16 protein-coding genes and 1 pseudogene are annotated in these 17,121 nt (G+C 53.0%); 4 read left to right on the top strand and 13 right to left on the bottom strand.

The window, feature by feature from the left end:
* Positions 1 to 531: 531 nt before the first annotated feature.
* Together chiP and chiQ are read left to right on the top strand one after the other, a co-directional pair.
* Positions 532 to 1,938 carry a chitoporin ChiP gene (gene chiP, locus K8W53_RS15550; RefSeq protein WP_001258803.1) on the top strand — a complete coding sequence of 469 codons (1,407 nt, stop codon included), beginning with the start codon at positions 532 to 534 and terminating at the stop codon, positions 1,936 to 1,938.
* A gap of 49 nt (positions 1,939 to 1,987) precedes the next feature.
* On the top strand, positions 1,988 to 2,320 hold the full coding sequence (chiQ, locus tag K8W53_RS15545; RefSeq protein ID WP_023224920.1) for a ChiQ/YbfN family lipoprotein: 333 nt from the start codon (positions 1,988 to 1,990) through the stop codon (positions 2,318 to 2,320).
* A gap of 48 nt (positions 2,321 to 2,368) precedes the next feature.
* Here the strand turns inward: chiQ and tcuC are convergent, their stop codons facing one another.
* From tcuC to ybfF, 9 genes and pseudogenes are all read right to left on the bottom strand, one after another.
* The gene (tcuC, locus tag K8W53_RS15540; protein WP_000057014.1) at positions 2,369 to 3,673 is read right to left on the bottom strand and encodes a tricarballylate/proton symporter TcuC; all 1,305 of its coding nucleotides are present in this window, start codon (positions 3,671 to 3,673) and stop codon (positions 2,369 to 2,371) included.
* Between the two features lie 50 nt (positions 3,674 to 3,723).
* A complete protein-coding gene (tcuB, locus tag K8W53_RS15535; RefSeq protein ID WP_023224919.1) occupies positions 3,724 to 4,863 on the bottom strand; it encodes a tricarballylate utilization protein TcuB in 1,140 nt (379 codons plus the stop codon).
* Positions 4,850 to 6,253 carry an FAD-dependent tricarballylate dehydrogenase TcuA gene (gene tcuA, locus K8W53_RS15530; protein WP_000228705.1) on the bottom strand — a complete coding sequence of 468 codons (1,404 nt, stop codon included), beginning with the start codon at positions 6,251 to 6,253 and terminating at the stop codon, positions 4,850 to 4,852. The genes tcuB and tcuA overlap by 14 nt, the downstream gene beginning before the upstream one ends.
* 97 nt (positions 6,254 to 6,350) lie before the next feature.
* Complete coding sequence (tcuR, locus tag K8W53_RS15525) at positions 6,351 to 7,277, bottom strand: tricarballylate utilization LysR family transcriptional regulator TcuR (protein WP_001578431.1); 927 nt, start codon at positions 7,275 to 7,277, stop codon at positions 6,351 to 6,353.
* Positions 7,278 to 7,391: 114 nt separating this feature from the next.
* Positions 7,392 to 7,844 (bottom strand): ferric iron uptake transcriptional regulator, encoded by a 453-nt coding sequence (fur, locus tag K8W53_RS15520; protein WP_000131699.1) that lies wholly within the window; start codon positions 7,842 to 7,844, stop codon positions 7,392 to 7,394.
* A pseudogene (locus K8W53_RS15515) lies at positions 7,837 to 7,922 on the bottom strand (ryhB-regulated fur leader peptide). The gene fur and the pseudogene K8W53_RS15515 overlap by 8 nt, the downstream one beginning before the upstream one ends.
* A gap of 203 nt (positions 7,923 to 8,125) precedes the next feature.
* Positions 8,126 to 8,656 (bottom strand): flavodoxin FldA, encoded by a 531-nt coding sequence (fldA, locus tag K8W53_RS15510; protein WP_001018621.1) that lies wholly within the window; start codon positions 8,654 to 8,656, stop codon positions 8,126 to 8,128.
* Between the two features lie 150 nt (positions 8,657 to 8,806).
* Entirely contained in the window at positions 8,807 to 9,100 is a 294-nt protein-coding gene (gene ybfE, locus K8W53_RS15505; protein WP_001040939.1) for a LexA regulated protein, read from the bottom strand.
* Positions 9,101 to 9,233: 133 nt separating this feature from the next.
* Positions 9,234 to 10,004 carry an esterase gene (gene ybfF, locus K8W53_RS15500; protein WP_000773245.1) on the bottom strand — a complete coding sequence of 257 codons (771 nt, stop codon included), beginning with the start codon at positions 10,002 to 10,004 and terminating at the stop codon, positions 9,234 to 9,236.
* Between the two features lie 184 nt (positions 10,005 to 10,188).
* Here ybfF and seqA point away from each other — a divergent pair, with 184 nt between their 5' ends.
* Positions 10,189 to 10,731: a replication initiation negative regulator SeqA gene (gene seqA / locus K8W53_RS15495; protein ID WP_000848395.1), complete on the top strand. Its 543-nt coding sequence runs from the start codon at positions 10,189 to 10,191 to the stop codon at positions 10,729 to 10,731.
* Positions 10,732 to 10,755: 24 nt separating this feature from the next.
* Positions 10,756 to 12,396, top strand: coding sequence for a phosphoglucomutase (alpha-D-glucose-1,6-bisphosphate-dependent) (gene pgm, locus K8W53_RS15490; RefSeq protein WP_000974387.1), 1,641 nt, complete (start codon positions 10,756 to 10,758; stop codon positions 12,394 to 12,396).
* A 114-nt stretch (positions 12,397 to 12,510) separates the two neighbouring features.
* Here the strand turns inward: pgm and K8W53_RS15485 are convergent, their stop codons facing one another.
* From K8W53_RS15485 to speFL, 4 genes are all read right to left on the bottom strand, one after another.
* The gene (locus tag K8W53_RS15485; RefSeq protein ID WP_000070056.1) at positions 12,511 to 12,996 is read right to left on the bottom strand and encodes a pyridoxamine 5'-phosphate oxidase family protein; all 486 of its coding nucleotides are present in this window, start codon (positions 12,994 to 12,996) and stop codon (positions 12,511 to 12,513) included.
* A 64-nt stretch (positions 12,997 to 13,060) separates the two neighbouring features.
* Complete coding sequence (gene potE / locus K8W53_RS15480) at positions 13,061 to 14,380, bottom strand: putrescine-ornithine antiporter (protein ID WP_000042658.1); 1,320 nt, start codon at positions 14,378 to 14,380, stop codon at positions 13,061 to 13,063.
* Positions 14,377 to 16,575, bottom strand: a complete 2,199-nt coding sequence (gene speF / locus K8W53_RS15475) for an ornithine decarboxylase SpeF (protein ID WP_001292402.1) — start codon at positions 16,573 to 16,575, stop codon at positions 14,377 to 14,379. The genes potE and speF overlap by 4 nt, the downstream gene beginning before the upstream one ends.
* Positions 16,576 to 16,954: 379 nt before the next feature.
* Positions 16,955 to 17,059: a leader peptide SpeFL gene (gene speFL / locus K8W53_RS15470; protein ID WP_015632840.1), complete on the bottom strand. Its 105-nt coding sequence runs from the start codon at positions 17,057 to 17,059 to the stop codon at positions 16,955 to 16,957.
* Positions 17,060 to 17,121: the final 62 nt, after the last annotated feature.

The raw sequence follows: 17,121 nt of genomic DNA, 5'->3' as shown, positions 1-17,121 counted from the left end.
GCTCGCCAAAACGCGTTAGCGTTTTGAACGCCGCTAGCAGCGGCCCGAAGGGCGAGCGTAGCGAGTCAAACCTCACGTACTACGTGTACGCTCCGGTTTTTGCGCGCTGTCCGTGTCCAAACTGGCTGCGCCAATAACGCCTGGTGGGATAGGCTCTAAGTCGATTCTCTTTTTTGCGAGGCGAATTAATTATTTTCTGAAAATTATTGATCTGATAAATGATTATTAATCTAAATGTTATAAGCGTCAGGTCAACAGGAGACAATTATTTTCATGCCTATGGAAAACAAGTCAATTTTCTTTCTGGCGGTCTGCTTCCCCCACCAGCAGTCGAATGTAACAGAAAGCAATTAAATATGTGCGGTTGCTCATATTATTACATACTGGTTACAGAAAGAGATTGATAATTCGCATCGCGAAAAATAGTCTATTTAACGTAGTAAATGAGGTTTCTCAGCGCTACTTTTTATTTTTATTTTTTCGCTGTTCGCTTTTGTCGGCAGCAATTTATACGTCAAAGAGGATTAACTTATGCGTACGTTTAGTGGCAAACGTAGTACGCTGGCTCTGGCTATCGCCGGTATCACAGCAATGTCGGGGTGGATCGTTGTTCCGCAGGCGCAAGCCTCCGGCTTTTTCGACGACTCCACGTTAACGGGCGGCATCTATTATTGGCAGCGTGAACGCGATCGCAAAGATGTGACCGACGGCGACAAATATAAAACTAACCTTTCTCATGCGACCTGGAACGCTAACCTGGATTTTCAGTCTGGTTACGCTGCGGATATGTTCGGTCTGGATATCGCGGCGTTTACCGCGATTGAAATGGCAGAAAACGGCGACAGCGGTCATCCAAACGAAATTGCTTTCTCGAAAAAGAATAAAGGCTACGACGAAGACTATTCCGGCGATAAGAGCGGTATCAGTCTTTATAAAGCCGCCGCGAAATTTAAATATGGCCCGGTCTGGGCGCGCGCCGGTTATATTCAGCCTACCGGTCAGACACTGTTAGCGCCGCACTGGAGTTTTATGCCGGGTACTTATCAGGGGGCGGAAGCCGGCGCCAGTTTTGACTATGGCGATGCGGGCGCGTTAAGTTTTTCCTACATGTGGACTAACGAATATAAAGCGCCGTGGCATACCGAAATGGATAAGTTTTATCAGGCGGATAAAAAAACCAATGTGGACTACCTCCACTCCATCGGCGCGAAGTACGACTTCAAAAATGATCTGGTGCTGGAAGCGGCGTTTGGTCAGTCCGAAGGCTATGTCGATCAATATTTCGCGAAGGCCAGCTATAAATTTGATTTAGGCGGCAATCCGTTCACCACCAGTTACCAGTTCTACGGCGCGCGCGACAAAGTAGACGATCGCAGCGTGAATGATATTTACGACGGTACGGCCTGGCTGCAGGCGTTGACCTTCGGCTACAAAGTCGCGGAAGTGGTTGACCTGCGTCTGGAGGGCACCTGGGTGAAAGCGGACGGTCAGCAGGGCTATTTTCTGCAACGTATGACGCCAACCTACGCCTCTTCAAACGGTCGTCTGGATATCTGGTGGGATAACCGCTCCGACTTTAACGCTAACGGTGAAAAGGCGGTTTTCTTCGGCGCGATGTATGACCTGAAAAACTGGAATCTGCCGGGCTGGGCTGTGGGCGCGTCTTACGTTTACGCCTGGGATGCTAAACCGGCAACCTGGCAAAGTAACCCGGATGCTTACTACGACAAAAACCGCACTATCGAAGAGTCCTCATACAGTCTGGATGCGGTCTATACCCTGCAGGAGGGGCGTGCCAAAGGCACCATGTTCAAACTGCACTTCACCGAATATGACAACCACTCCAATATTCCAAGCTGGGGCGGTGGTTACGGCAACATCTTCCAGGATGAGCGTGACGTGAAATTTATCGTTATTGCGCCATTCACTATTTTCTGATGTCAGATGCGGCAGGCTGCCGGTCTGCCGCGTTGTTGAGGAACGACCTATGAAAAAAATTTTACTCATCGCCAGCATGACCGCCGGTTTGACGGCCTGCGCGTCATCACCCGCGCCGGAAGAAGATAGCCAGCTGAAAGAGGCGTACAGCGCCTGTATCAATACCGCACAGGGCTCGCCTGAGAAGATAGAGGCCTGCCAAAGCGTACTGAATGTCCTTAAAAAAGACCGCAAACATCAGCAATTTGCTAACGAAGAAAGCGTGCGGGTACTGGACTATCAGCAGTGCATTCAGGCGACGCGCACGGGTAACGATCAGGCGGTCAAGGCTGACTGCGATAAGGTCTGGCAGGAAATTCGCAGTCATAATAACGTGCAATAAAACCCTGCCTTGCCACCCACGGGCGAATGTTTTCCGCCCGTGGTTTTTTCAGGCTTTATTTTCTGCCGCGATATAGCCGCGACTCAGACGTACAAATAGCATCGCCGTCGCGGCAAGTCCACATAACGCCGCGCACATCAGCCACCAGCCGGGCGAGCTTTTATCGCCGGTTAACTTTACCAGCGCGGTAGAGATGGCTGGCGTCAGGCCGCCAAAAATTGCCGTCGCCAGGCTAAAGGCCAGCGAGAAACCAACGGTACGCACATAGACTGGCATCACTTCGGTTAACGCCGCGACCATTGCGCCGTTATACATGCCAAAAAAGAAAGAGAACCACAGCAGTACCAGCGTCATGCGGGTAAAGTCGGGCGCGGCGGTCAGCCACTGCATGACGGGCCAGGTGGTGATCAGCGCCAGCAACGTAATGCCCATTAATACGGCGCGACGGCCAATCCGGTCGGAAATCGCGCCGCCAATGGGTAACCAGATAAAATTGGACACCCCCACCAACATGGTGACGATCAAACTGTCCCGCGCGCTGAGATTAAGCACGGTTCTGCCATAGGTCGGCGTATAAACGGTGATAAAATAAAACGTTGTGGTGGTCATCGCTACCAGCAGCGTTCCGGCCGTAATAATGCGCCAGTTTTTGGCGATAGTTGCAAAAATTTCCCTGGTGTCGGGGCGATGCTTGCGTTGTAAAAACGCTTCTGTTTCTTGTAATGAACGACGTAAAACAAAAATCAGCGGAATGATCATACAGCCGATAAAGAACGGAATTCGCCAGCCCCACTCCGATATCGCGTCGTGTCCCAGCGTGATATTCAGGCTATAACCAATCAACGCGGCGACAACGATCGCGACCTGCTGACTGGCAGATTGCCAGCTGGTATAAAACCCTTTATTGCCTGGCGTTGCGATTTCGGACAGATAGACCGAGACGCCGCCTAACTCAACGCCCGCAGAAAATCCTTGTAATAACCGGCCCAACAGCACCAACGCAGGCGCTGCCAGGCCGATCGTTTGGTAGCCGGGGACGAGGGCGATGAGCAACGTACCGCAGCCCATAATCGCCAGCGTCACCATCAGCCCTTTACGACGTCCGATTCTGTCAATATAGGCGCCAAGCACAATCGCGCCGACGGGGCGCATTAAAAAACCGGAGCCAAAGACGGCAAAGGTCAACATTAATGAGGCAAATTCGCTTTCCGCCGGAAAAAACGTTCTGGCGATATAGGTGGCGTAAAATCCGAACAAGAAAAAATCAAACTGTTCAAGAAAATTGCCGCTTGTCACGCGCAGTATTGCGCCGAACGTGCCGGCGCGCGATGTTGCAGGTGTGTGTTGTGCCATAGGGTTTGCTCTCCACTGTCTTTATTGTTTTATGGGTAAGATGTTGCGGGTCAGTTGCCTGTATCCCCCGCATGTTTTCCGCGTCGCTTCTCAACAGCCCATTTGAGTAAGGCCGCGCAGCGGAAAAATCCGTGGGCGAATTTTCCGTAGGGAAGGGTAAGAAAGAGCGCCATCACCACGCCTAAATGGAGCGCCAGCAGTATGCCCATTCCGCTGGTGTCTCTGCCTGCCAGCAGCGCCAGCCCGGTAAGGCTGGTTAAGAACAGCAGCAGAATAAAGCCGCGATCCATGGGTTTCTGGCGCGCATCGCCATGTAACGGCGACCGCCGCAGATTGAGCCACAGTAGCCCGGCCGGGCCGATAAGCAGACCGATACCGCCCAGCGTGCCGAGCATGACCGGCAGGCTAAAGAACGGGTAGGGCGCTTCCCAACCGGCGACGTAGTGATAGCCCGTCGCCACGACCGTGGCGGCAAAACAGAGCATAAAACCGTAGAAGGTAAAGTGATGACAGCGACGGCGCAGCAGCGTGAACGCATCGTCCGCTTCGTTACAGCCTTTGCCGTGACCGCCGTCGAGATATTTCAGCGTTAACGCATTGTGCGACGCTTCGGCAATCTCCGCCGAACGCGGTACGCCCGGCGAGATCTCACGCCAGAAGCGGATTACGCCCGCCATAAGCAAACCGATTGCCAGCACAAAAACTGAGCCAAACATCCATGCCAGCAGGCTATGCGGAAAAATTTGATAGAAGTCACCGGCCAGCGGCGGATGAATCAGCGACCCTTTCAGCGCCATCGCCAGTAATAAAAAGAGCGTCAGACCGACTATCAGCGCCAGCGCGACGGTGATCCCCGCCCGGCGGTATAACGCGCCAAAAGCGGCGGGCTGGGCATACTGTTGATACGTCTCCAGGCGGGCTTGCGCCATCGCTTTCGGCACGTTAATGGCAAATTCATGGGGCGGCGCGTACTGGCACGCGTGCAGGCAGGCGCCGCAGTTATGACATAAATTCGCCAGATAATGAATATCGGCTTTACCGAATTCGAGCCGCTGGGTCATCGCCGGAAATACCGCGCAAAAACCTTCGCAGTAGCGACATGCGTTACACACTTGCATGACGCGTTCGACCTCGGCTTCCGGTTCGGTAAGCACGGTGGCCTCAATGATTAATTTTTCAAGCTGTTTCATGCTGCGCCTCCTTGTGCGCCGCGCGGGCGGCTTCTATTCCCGCAATGCGGCCAAAGGTTGTGCCGATAGACATGCCTACGCCTGCGGTATACCCCTTGCCCAGAACATTTCCTGCCATCATCTCGCCAGCAACAAACAGGTTGCGGCTTGGATGACCGGCAAAATGCACCGCGGCACGTTCATTGACTTTCAGACCCAGGTAGGTAAACGTGATGCCGGGTCGCAGCGCATAACCGTAGTAGGGCGGCGCATCAAGCGGGCGCGCCCAGTGGGTTTTCGCCGGCGTCAGGTTTTTGGTGGCGCAGTCATCAAGCAAGGTATGATCAAAATGACCGGGTTGGCAGGCCTGGTTATACTGCGTGACGGTATGGGTAAATTTTTCCGCGTCCAGCCCCAACTGGCAGGCCAGCTCAGCCAGCGTATTGGCCTGCGCGCCAGGAAAAACCGGCGGCATAAAGTGGCCGATGGCTTTGCTGTCAATAATCGAATAGCCAATCTGTCCTGGCTGTTGAGCAACCAGCCGCCCCCAAATGGCGTAACGCTTCGGCCAGAAATCTTCGCCTTCATCATAAAAACGTTCGGCGTCGCGATTCACGACAATACCCAGCGATACGCAATCCACGCGAGTACAAATACCGCCGTCGTACAGCGGCGCCCTGGCATCAATCGCTACGCAGTGCGACTGGGACGGATCGCCAATGATATCCGCGCCGGCATCCATCATAAATTTGAGTAATACGCCCTGGTTAAAACGCGTGCCGCGAATCAGAAAATTATCCGCGGGCCATTCGCCGCGGGCGTTTTCTCCCCAGGCCTCCCGCAGCCATTCACGGTTTGATTCGAAACCGCCAGCCGCTAATACGCAGGCTTTGGCGGTAATACGTTCGCTACCCGCCAGCGCTGCCACGAATTCGCCGTCATGAAGTTCAAGCGCGTGAACCGGCGTGTTATAGCGAATCTGTACGCCCAGCCGTTCGGCGCTACGGTAATAGGCATTGACGAGCGCTTTCCCGCCGCCCATAAAAAACGCATTGGTGCGCGCAACGTGGAGCGCCCCAGATAGCGGCGGTTGAAAGTTAACGCCATGTTTGCGCATCCAGTCGCGGCATTGCGAAGAGGTGCGAATGACCAGCCGCGCCAGCGCCTCGTTGGTGTTGCCGTCGGTGACTCGCCACAGATCCTGCCAGAATTCCTCTTCAGGATAGCTTTCTACCAGCACATCCTGCGGCGCATCATGCATACAGCGCAGGTTTCGTGTGTGCTGAGAATTTCCGCCGCGCCATTCCCGCGGGGCAGCCTCCAGCAGCAGAACCGATGCGCCCGCTTCCCGTGCGGTCAGGGCGGCGCATAATGCGGCATTGCCTCCGCCTATCACCAGTACATCAACCATCTTATACTCCCGTACCATTTAACTATTTGTTAAATTTGTAATTGAAATGTATACGGATAAATAAGCGGCGCGCTATCAGGTAGCGCTAAACAGGGGTTTAGTAAGCGTAAAGGGTTGCGCCTGGCCATTCACCGGCGTCGACTAACTGACGCATAACTTTGGTAAGGACTACTCTGGCGGCAAGGCCGGCGGGCGTCAGTTCATCATCCGACAGGCTGACTAAAAAATTGGGGCGGCTGAGTACCGGATTATGGACGCCGATCACGCGTAGCGCGTCGTTATCCAGATGAGAAATTGCCGCGCCGGGCTGTAACGTGGCGCCAAGACCGTCGCGCACGGCGCGCATCAACAACGCCAGGCCGTCAATTTCCGCGACGATTTCAACGTTAAGCGCATGTTCCTGGCAGACAGCGTCCAGCCTGCCGCGCAGCCCATGTCCCTGGCTTGGCATAATGAGCGGAATGCCTGCCAGTTGTTCAGGTGTGATCGGGTTATCAGGAAGCTCCGCCAGCAGGGCATGGGAGCCAATCAGAAAAAGCTGTTCTTCAAGGATCGGTCTGGCGCTCCAGCGCAGGATTTTATCTTTTTGAAAGACAACGGCTAAATCAATCTGGCGGGTATTGATCATTCTTTCCAGATTACCGGACAAGCTTTCCACCACATGCAGTCGGACATCGGCATAGTTTTCCTGCATGGCATGGATAAACGGTATACCCAGTATGGAGGCGGTACTGGGGGCCATTCCTACGCTCACATGACCGGAAAGGCGCGCTTCTCTGGCGGCGAGAATCGCGTCGTCGGCATGACGCAGGGCGAGTTGCGCCTGTGAATAAAAGGCCAGCCCGGCGTTGGTTGGCGTTACGCCGCGCGAGGTGCGCTGCAGCAGACGGATGGCGAGCTCGTTTTCCAGACGGGACATCTGTTGACTTAATGCTGAAACGCCAATATCAAGATCCTGTGCGGCGCTGCCCATACTGCCGGTTTCAATAATACGCACGAAATAGCGTAACTGGCGAAGCTCCATTCCTGCTCTCCTGAGATGCGATAGCGTTTTTTACATTAAATCAACATCAAGCGGCAGGAAAGGGGAGGATATAAAAAAGCCAACCGGGCGGTTGGCTCTTCGAAAGATTTACACTTATTTAGTCGCGTCATCGTGCGCGTGCTCGTCTTCGCGGCAGTCGCCTTCAGCGCAGTGGCCGTAAAGATAGAGGCTGTGATTAGTTAAACGAATACCGTGTTTCGCCGCAATTTCACGCTGGCGCGCTTCAATAGAGTCATCACTAAATTCAATCACTTTTCCGCAATCAAGGCAGATAAGATGGTCGTGATGATGCTGTTGCGTCAGTTCAAAAACGGATTTACCGCCTTCAAAATTATGGCGGGTCACGATACCGGCATCGTCAAACTGGTTCAGCACACGGTATACGGTTGCCAGACCGATTTCTTCACCCATGTCGATCAGGCGTTTGTATAAATCTTCCGCACTGACGTGATGGTTATCTGGTTCCTGAAGAACTTCCAGAATTTTTAAACGAGGAAGCGTTACTTTCAGGCCAGCCTTCTTTAATGCGGTATTGTTGTCAGTCATGCGGAATCTGTCCTGTTGCTAAACGATTCACTTCATTAGAGAAGTGACAGAAATTGCACTCAAGATAATGCGTATCATTATAGGACTGCCATGCCGAAATGAAAACCGCAAGTCTCTCGCAGATATTAATAAAACTGTGGTTTTGCCTGCAAATTCTGGCGCCACCTGATTACACCCGGACATTGTACAGGGATGGGTGCGAAAGTTACAAATTTGTAGCAATTATTTTGATTGGTCTTGTCTATTGATGCGGCGCAGATATAACGCTGCGCCGCATAAGATTAGGCGTTGAGGATGTCGTCGAGGTGCAATTCAGCCGAAACTTGCTTAACCCATTTTTCAACACGCTCGGCGGTCAGTTCAGGCTGACGGTCTTCGTCAATCGCCAGACCGACAAAATGATCGTCGTCAGCCAGACCTTTAGAGGCTTCAAAATGATAGCCTGCGGTTGGCCAGTGACCCACAATTGTGGCGCCGCGCGGCTCAATAATGTCGCGAATCGTGCCCAGCGCATCACAGAAGTATTCCGCGTAGTCTTCCTGATCGCCACAGCCAAACAGCGCCACCAGCTTACCGTTAAAGTCAATCTCTTCGAGAGTCGGGAAGAAGTCATCCCAGTCACATTGCGCTTCGCCATAGTACCAGGTTGGGATGCCCAGCAGCAGAATGTCGTACCCTTCCAGGTCTTCTTTACTGCTTTTTGCAATGTCATGCACATCGGCAACGTCTTTACCAAGCTGTTTTTGAATCATTTTTGCGATATTTTCGGTATTACCGGTGTCGCTGCCGAAAAAGATGCCAGTGATTGCCATGAGTAAAATAACCTCTTGAAACTTATTGAAATGGTGGTGGCGAATTGCCCACGGATAAGGGCAATCATAGCAGAACAGGCAGATATGCGGAAACAGCAATCACGCGGGACTGCACGCTCTGCTACACGAAATATGAAACAAAACTTATTTTCAGACTAAACCCTGGCCGCGCAGCGCCATAAGCTGCTTCATTAATATTTCTTCAATGAGCTCGCTGCGGCTAATGTTGCGCGCTTCGGCCAGCTCATTCAGCGCGTCAACCGCTTGTGCGTTGAGTTTTAATTCGACACGCTTGAGGCCACGAACTTTGTCGCGTTTTAACTGGTTGCGCTTGTTGATGCGTAACTGTTCATCGCGCGAAAGCGGATTCGTTTTAGGTCGTCCCGGGCGACGCTCGTGCGCGAACAAATCTAATGTCGTACGGTCCGTTTGTTCTTTGGCCATGATTTTGGTGACTTCGGGGGAAACAATCAGCCAGGCTTATGCCCGGATGGATAGCGCGCCATCATACATCAGCGAGGAAGCGACGCCAACGCCCGCGCGCGTAATCGCGCACAGGCGATGAGTTTTTAATCAGTTAGCGTTTATCGTGCAGATAACGGCGGATGGCGCGCAGAACCGCCTCTGGTTTTTCGGCATGTACCCAGTGGCCCGCGCCGGCGATCACATGCGCGCGCGCCAAAGGGAATTGCGCCAGCAGCGCGTCGCGGTACGCTTCGGTCACGTACGGCGAGTTACCGCCTGGAATAAACAGCGCCGGATGTTCCCAGGGCGGAATGGTTTCCCAGCCGACGATATGCGGATACTGCTCCCATAATACCGGAACATTAAAACGCCATTCGCCTTCAGCCCAGGATTTTAACAGAAACTGGATCACGCCTTCTTCGTTGAGGTGCTGGCGCATAATCCCTGCCGCCTGTTGGCGGGATGTCGCGTCGGATTCGCTGACGGCGTTAATGGCCGCGAAAATGCGATCGTGGCGGCGAACGTGATAATCCACGGGGGCGATATCAATCGCGACCAGACGATCGATGCGATCGGGCGCCAGCGCCGTCAGCGCCATTACCGCTTTTCCGCCCATGGAATGACCAATAAACGTCGCTTTTTCAATCTGCTGCGCGTCAAGCGTATCCAGAAGATCCTGGGCCATTGCCGGATAATCCATGACCGGATCGCGCGGCGATAAACCATGATTGCGCATATCGACCTGAATAATGTCGTGATCGGTCACCAGATCGCGCGCCAGTACGCCGAGGTTGTCCAGGCTGCCAAACAGACCATGAACGAGAACGATGGGGGAATTATTGTGCAGGTTTTGTGCAGATTGCGCTCGGATGTTTAATTTCATGGCAAAGTTCTTTTTTTCGCTCTGTCGGGTTAGGGTATTATGTTGACCATTCTGCCACTGGGCTGCAACCTCTAAGGTTTACTCCGAGTTTTTTTGTCAGCCGGGCTTAACGCTATCCGCTGTTGGGATTTGTTCCTATAATCCCAATGACTTGTATTCAGCAAAGACATCGCACTGGATTAAGATGAAAACGATTGAAGTTGATGATGAACTCTATAGCTATATTGCCAGCCACACCAAGCATATCGGCGAGAGCGCATCCGACATTTTACGGCGTATGTTGAAGTTTTCCGCCACGACACAGCCAACGGCTTCAGCGGTGAAGGGGACGCCTGCGGCGCAACCCGTTGCCGAAGCGAAACCGGTCAACCCGGTAAAAGACAAAGTTCGCGCGATGCGTGAGCTGCTGTTGTCTGACGAATATGCCGAGCAGAAAAAAGCGGTCAACCGCTTTATGCTGATTCTGACTACACTCTATTCACTGGATCACCACGCGTTTGCGGAGGCGACGGAGTCGTTGCATGGCCGCACGCGCGTCTATTTTGCGGCGGATGAACAAACGCTGCTGAAAAATGGGAATCAAACTAAACCTAAGCACGTTCCCGGCACGCCGTACTGGGTGATCACCAACACCAACACCGGCCGTAAATGCAGCATGATCGAACACATCATGCAGTCAATGCAATTCCCGGCGGAATTGATTGAAAAGGTTTGCGGAACAATTTAATCCTTGCATTAGAAGGACCAGGCAATGGCAATCCACAACCGCGCAGGACAACCCGCGCAACAGAGTGATTTGATTAACGTCGCCCAACTGACGGCGCAGTATTATGTACTGAAACCGGAGGCAGGGAATGCAGAACATGCCGTGAAATTTGGCACTTCCGGCCATCGCGGCAGCGCAGGTCGTCACAGTTTCAACGAACCGCATATTCTGGCGATCGCCCAGGCGATTGCTGAAGAGCGGGCGAAAAATGGCATTACCGGCCCCTGCTATGTAGGGAAAGACACCCATGCGCTCTCGGAACCGGCCTTCATTTCCGTGCTGGAAGTGCTGGCGGCAAACGGCGTAGACGTTATCGTGCAGGAAAATAATGGCTTCACGCCAACGCCTGCGGTGTCAAATGCTATCCTGGTCCATAACAAAAAAGGCGGCCCGCTGGCTGATGGTATTGTCATTACGCCGTCGCACAACCCGCCGGAAGATGGCGGTATTAAATATAATCCGCCCAATGGCGGCCCGGCGGATACCAACGTCACTAAAGTGGTAGAAGATCGCGCCAATGCGCTGCTGGCGGGCGGCCTGCAAGGCGTTAAGCGCATCTCTCTGGATGCGGCAATGGCCTCGGGCCACGTTAAAGCGGTAGATCTGGTGCAGCCATTTGTCGAAGGGCTGGCGGATATCGTTGATATGGCGGCGATTCAGAAAGCCGGTCTGACGCTGGGCGTTGATCCGCTGGGCGGCTCCGGTATTGAATACTGGAAACGTATCGCTGAGCATTACAAACTTAACCTGACGTTAGTTAACGATCAGGTTGATCAAACCTTCCGCTTTATGCACCTTGATAAAGATGGCGCGATCCGTATGGATTGCTCCTCCGAATGTGCGATGGCGGGTTTGCTGGCGCTGCGTGACAAGTTTGACCTGGCCTTCGCCAACGACCCGGACTACGACCGTCATGGCATCGTGACGCCTGCAGGGCTGATGAACCCGAACCATTATCTGGCGGTCGCCATTAACTATCTGTTCCAGCATCGTCCGCTGTGGGGCAAAGACGTGGCTGTCGGTAAAACGCTGGTCTCTTCCGCGATGATTGACCGCGTGGTGAATGATTTGGGACGCAAGCTGGTAGAAGTGCCGGTTGGCTTCAAATGGTTTGTTGACGGTTTGTTCGACGGCAGCTTTGGTTTCGGCGGGGAAGAGAGCGCGGGCGCTTCGTTCCTGCGTTTCGACGGTACGCCGTGGTCTACCGATAAAGACGGTATCATCATGTGCCTGCTGGCGGCGGAAATCACCGCCGTTACCGGGAAAAACCCGCAAGAGCATTACAATGAACTGGCAGCGCGTTTTGGCGCGCCGAGCTATAACCGTCTGCAGGCGAGCGCGACCTCCGCCCAGAAAGCGGCATTGTCTAAACTGTCTCCGGAAATGGTCAGCGCCAGCACGCTGGCAGGCGACCCGATCACCGCGCGTCTTACCGCAGCGCCGGGTAATGGCGCATCGATTGGCGGCCTGAAGGTAATGACCGACAACGGCTGGTTCGCCGCGCGTCCATCCGGTACGGAAGACGCTTACAAGATCTATTGCGAAAGCTTCCTGGGGGAAGAGCATCGCAAGCAGATTGAGAAAGAAGCCGTTGAAATCGTTAGCGAAGTATTGAAAAACGCCTGATGGGCGATATGGAAGAAAAAGGAGCCTTACGGCTCCTTTTTTGTATTAACGGCGCTGCGCTTATCAGGCCTGTAAACCGCCTCCAGGCCGGATAAGGCGCTTGTGATATCTGACTTATTCGCTCTGAGTCGCCAGATGTCGGCGGCAGGTGAGGGCGTCGCATTCAATACGCACCACGCAAACCGCTTTCATCATATCTTCCCGATAACTGAAGGTTTTTCCCGGATCGGTCTGACGCATAATGACGTCCAGGCCGTAGCGCATCTCCTCGCGCGTTTGCAATATCGATGCCAGTCCGGTGGCGAAAACGCTGGTGTAGGCGTAGCTATAATCACAGGGGTCATCGGCACGTAGTAATGCATGGTCGCCGTCCATTTCAATGCATACTGCCGGGTTCTTACGTAACAGACGCATCTTTTTCCCGGTGCGTGCGCCGTGAAAATAAAATATCCAGCGTCCGTTCTGATACTCGTAGCCAAAATTTACGGGGACAACATATGGGCAGAGATTGTCGTTAAACCCTATCCGACACACTTCGTGTTTACTGAGAATAGCCAGTATTTCTGCTATATCAGTGACTTCCCGTTCTGGATTACTCATTTCTATTATCTTATTCAAAGAGTGAAAATGCCCGGACTACCGTTATCGCAGCCCGGGCGTGCCATCAGCCGTGTTTATTTTTCAATTCAAAACGCGGTGAGACCAGGCCGTATAACGTCCAGCCGAGGAAGGTCACAATTGAGCCGTACAGCATGGCTTCTTCACCGGAGGAATATAGCGCGTAGAAGCTATACATGGCGCCAACGAAGGCCACGAAGTTAGCGACTTTCGCTTTTGATGACGGCACATTCGCCATTTTCTGAATGATAACCAGCGCGGCCATCGACAGAATATACGGAATAATGTTCGTCACCACCGCCAGGTTAACCAGGACGTTAAACTGACTATTCAGCGACGGGCTAATGGTCATCAGCGACAGGCCAGTCTGAATAATCACAATAATCAACATCCCCTGAACCGGCGCGTCGACTTTCGTTACACGAGAGAAGACTTTCGGGAAATAGCCTTCGTCAGCGGAGGATTTAAAGACCTGAGCGATAGTGAACTGCCAGCCCAGCAGCGAGCCGCAGCAGGACATTACCATCAGCGCCATGATCACTTTACCTACCGCAGGCGTGAACATCTGTGCAAACGCCAGACCAAACGGCGCCGTGGAGTTCGCCAGATCCATGTTCGGCACAATCCCGGCAATCACGTTAGTCGAAACGATATAGATGACCGCTGCGCCCAGCGTACCGCCCAGTACCGCGATGGGGACGTTCTTTTCCGGATTCTCGACCACGTCTGCGTTGGCGCAGGCGGATTCCAGTCCAAGAAATGCCCACAACGTCATGGCGATGGAAGAACCGACCGCGCTAAAGAACGGAACATGGTGCGGGTTCCATGACGCTACGTACATGCTGGGGCTAAACCAGAACCAGCCAATGATGCACAGGCCGACAACCGGAATGATGACGCCCCAAACGGTAACGCTACTGATCTGTCCGGTAATACGCGCGCCGCCAAAGTTTGCGATGGTACAAACCCACAATACGGCGATAGTCGCCAGACCGATCTGGAGCGGCGTCAGCGCGGCGCCGAACAGCTCGGTGCCATAGCCGACAGCGGAGATGGCGATAGCCACGTTGGCGATCAGCAGCGAGACGCCGTAGGTATAGTTCGCCATAAAGTTGCCGGATTTACCGAAGGCATATTCGGCGTAACCGCCCATGCCGCCGGATTTACGGCTAAACATACCGCATTTCGCAAACGCCCAGGCCAGAGCCATCGAGCCGACGGCGGTGACCAGCCAGGAGATAATGGATATCGTGCCGACTTCAGACAGTTTGGTCGGTAGCATGATGATCCCGGAGCCCATCATGTTGACCATAGTCAGAATTGTGAGCTGCACGACACCCATTTTATTGGATTTAGGTTTACTCATAATTTTTCCTCCTTCAGCAGGGAGCGCTGCGCGTCACGAGGTTTAATGACGTAGCACCAGACCTGCTTACGGCCGTCGTGTTCTTCGATATAAACGCCCTGCAGTTCAGGCGCAAAGCCCGGCAGCAGGTTGATCCCTTCTTCCAGGGCGCTGAAGTAACGCAGGACAGAACCGCCCCAGATTTCACCCGGAACTACACACAGCACTCCCGGCGGGTAAGGCAGAGCGCCTTCAGCCGCGATACGACCTTCCGCTTCCGGCAGGCGAACCAGTTCAACCTCGCCGCGCAGATAGGCATAGTTGGCCTCTTGCGGATTCATACTGACTTTCGGGAAATGCGATTTACGGAACATCTCTTTTTGCAGCTGTTTCACGTTGTGCCGCGCATAGAGATCGTGCATCTCCTGGCAAAGCTGACGCAGGGTGTAGCCGGCATAACGCGCTTCATGCTGTTTGTAAATGGACGGTAATACTTCCGCTAACGGCGCATCAGCTTCCAGCAGTTTTTCGAAACGAGCCAGCAGGGCGACAAGCTGTTGTAACTTCGCCATGTCTTCTGCCGGCGTCAGCAGGAACAGAATGGAGTTGAGGTCGCATTTTTCCGGCACAACGCCGTTCTCGCGCAGGAAGTTGGCGAGGATCGTGGCAGGAACGCCAAAGTCTTCATATTCGCCGCTCGCTGCATTAATGCCCGGTGTGGTGAGCAGCAGTTTGCAAGGGTCGACAAAGTACTGATGTTCGGCATAGCCTTCAAACGCATGCCAGTGTTCTCCCGGAACGAAGTGGAAGAAGCGCAGATCGCTGGCGATCTCTGACGTCGGGTATGACTGCCACGGCTTACCATCAATCAGTTCCGGTACGAACGGACGGATGTGGTGACAGTTTTCGAGGATCAATTTACGGGCATCGATGCCGTTAACCACGCAATCCATCCACATATTGCGACCGCTGACGCCTTCGTGCATTTTGGCGTTAACGTCCAGCGCGGCGAACAGCGGATAGAACGGGCTGGTGGAGGCGTGCATCATAAAGGCGTTGTTCATGCGCTTATGCGGAACGTAGCGCGATTGCCCTTTGATATGGCTATCTTTTTTATGGATCTGCGAGGTCTGGGAGAAACCGGCTTGTTGTTTATGAACGGACTGCGTCACCAGAATACCCGGATCGTTTTCGTTCAGTTCCAGCAGCAGCGGCGAACAATCGGCCATCATCGGAATAAATTGTTCATAGCCGACCCAGGCGGAGTCAAACAGGATGTAGTCGCACAGATGACCAATTTTATCGACGACCTGACGGGCGTTATAAATGGTACCGTCGTAGGTGCCTAACTGGATGACGGCCAGACGGAATGGACGTGCTTCGCGGGCGCGCTGCGGCGCGACTTCGCTAATCAGCTCGCGCAGGTAATCTTCTTCGAAGCAGTGAGCGTCGATCCCGCCGATAAAACCATACGGGTTACGCGCGGTTTCCAGATAAACTGGCGTTGCGCCCGCCTGTAATAATGCGCCGTGGTGGTTAGATTTGTGGTTGTTACGGTCAAACAGAACCAGATCGCCCGGCGTTAACAGCGCGTTGAGTACGACTTTGTTAGAGGAGGAGGTCCCGTTCAGCACAAAGTAGGTCTTATCGGCGTTAAAGACTTTCGCTGCATGTTGCTGCGCAATGCAAGGCGCGCCTTCGTGAATCAGCAGATCGCCCATCGCCACGTCCGCGTTGCATAGGTCGGAGCGGAAGAGCGTTTCGCCAAAGTATTCCACGAACTGATTACCGGCAGGATGACGGCGGAAGAATTCACCGCCCTGATGCCCCGGGCAGTCAAATGCGCTGTTGCCCTGGTTGACATAATCCACCAGCGCGCGGAAAAACGGCGGACGTAACTGCGTTTCGTAGTGGCTTGCCGCGGTTTCCAACTGGCGACCATAGAAGGCAGTACGGGATTCATTATATTCGAATACACCAGAGATACGCGGCAAATACTCAGGCGGTACGCGCCCTTCGTCATGAGTCGCGACAAACACGGGAATACCGTAACCCGTTGCGTCGATTTCATCGAGTTTTCCGTGTTCAATGTCGTCGATGGATAACACGATGGCAGCCACGTCGATGAAACGACTCTCATCAACATTTACAATATTACGGTGTGTAGAAAAACAATCCGGGCAATGACGGCTAACGGCAATTTTTAATTCTGACATTTTTCATCTCTTTATTTCAGGTAATAGCAGGCCCTCAATTTCTCGCATGAGAAACTGATTCTTCCGGAAAAAATCAAAGCTATCCCGCTGATAAAAAAATCAGTAAATTAGCTTTATTTTAGATGTAATAAATCCCAACCCGTCCGGTTGCAGGAAATTCAGGATTTAAGGAGTTGAGTACTACGATATACAGGCAGAAACCGCGATAACTAAAATTGCGCTGAGTCGGAATTTCTTCTGTCAAACCACATAGTTAGCTGGCTGGGCGTAAAGGAATTACCGTACTGTCGCTTTTAACAATTCGAGTTATTTAGGCAATAGACCTGAATGACATAAGGGTCGGAAAGACCTGTATGCTGAAGTACCCGTAGCAGAAAAACTACCGGGCATTAAAGAAATGAAAGTCGAAACTATTACGGTGGGCAAACATCATAATATGCGTTGTCCGCCTTATATGGGGCATAAAACGATTATTATTTTCCATTTTGAGGTCCTTTCATTGATTTATTGAAAGCATGGATATTTTATCCAGGAAGCGCCAGCAAT

Source organism: Salmonella sp. A29-2, assembly GCF_020150755.1.
Taxonomy (GTDB): Bacteria; Pseudomonadota; Gammaproteobacteria; order Enterobacterales; family Enterobacteriaceae; genus Salmonella; species Salmonella enterica.
This window is presented reverse-complemented; position numbering and strand designations above follow the sequence as displayed.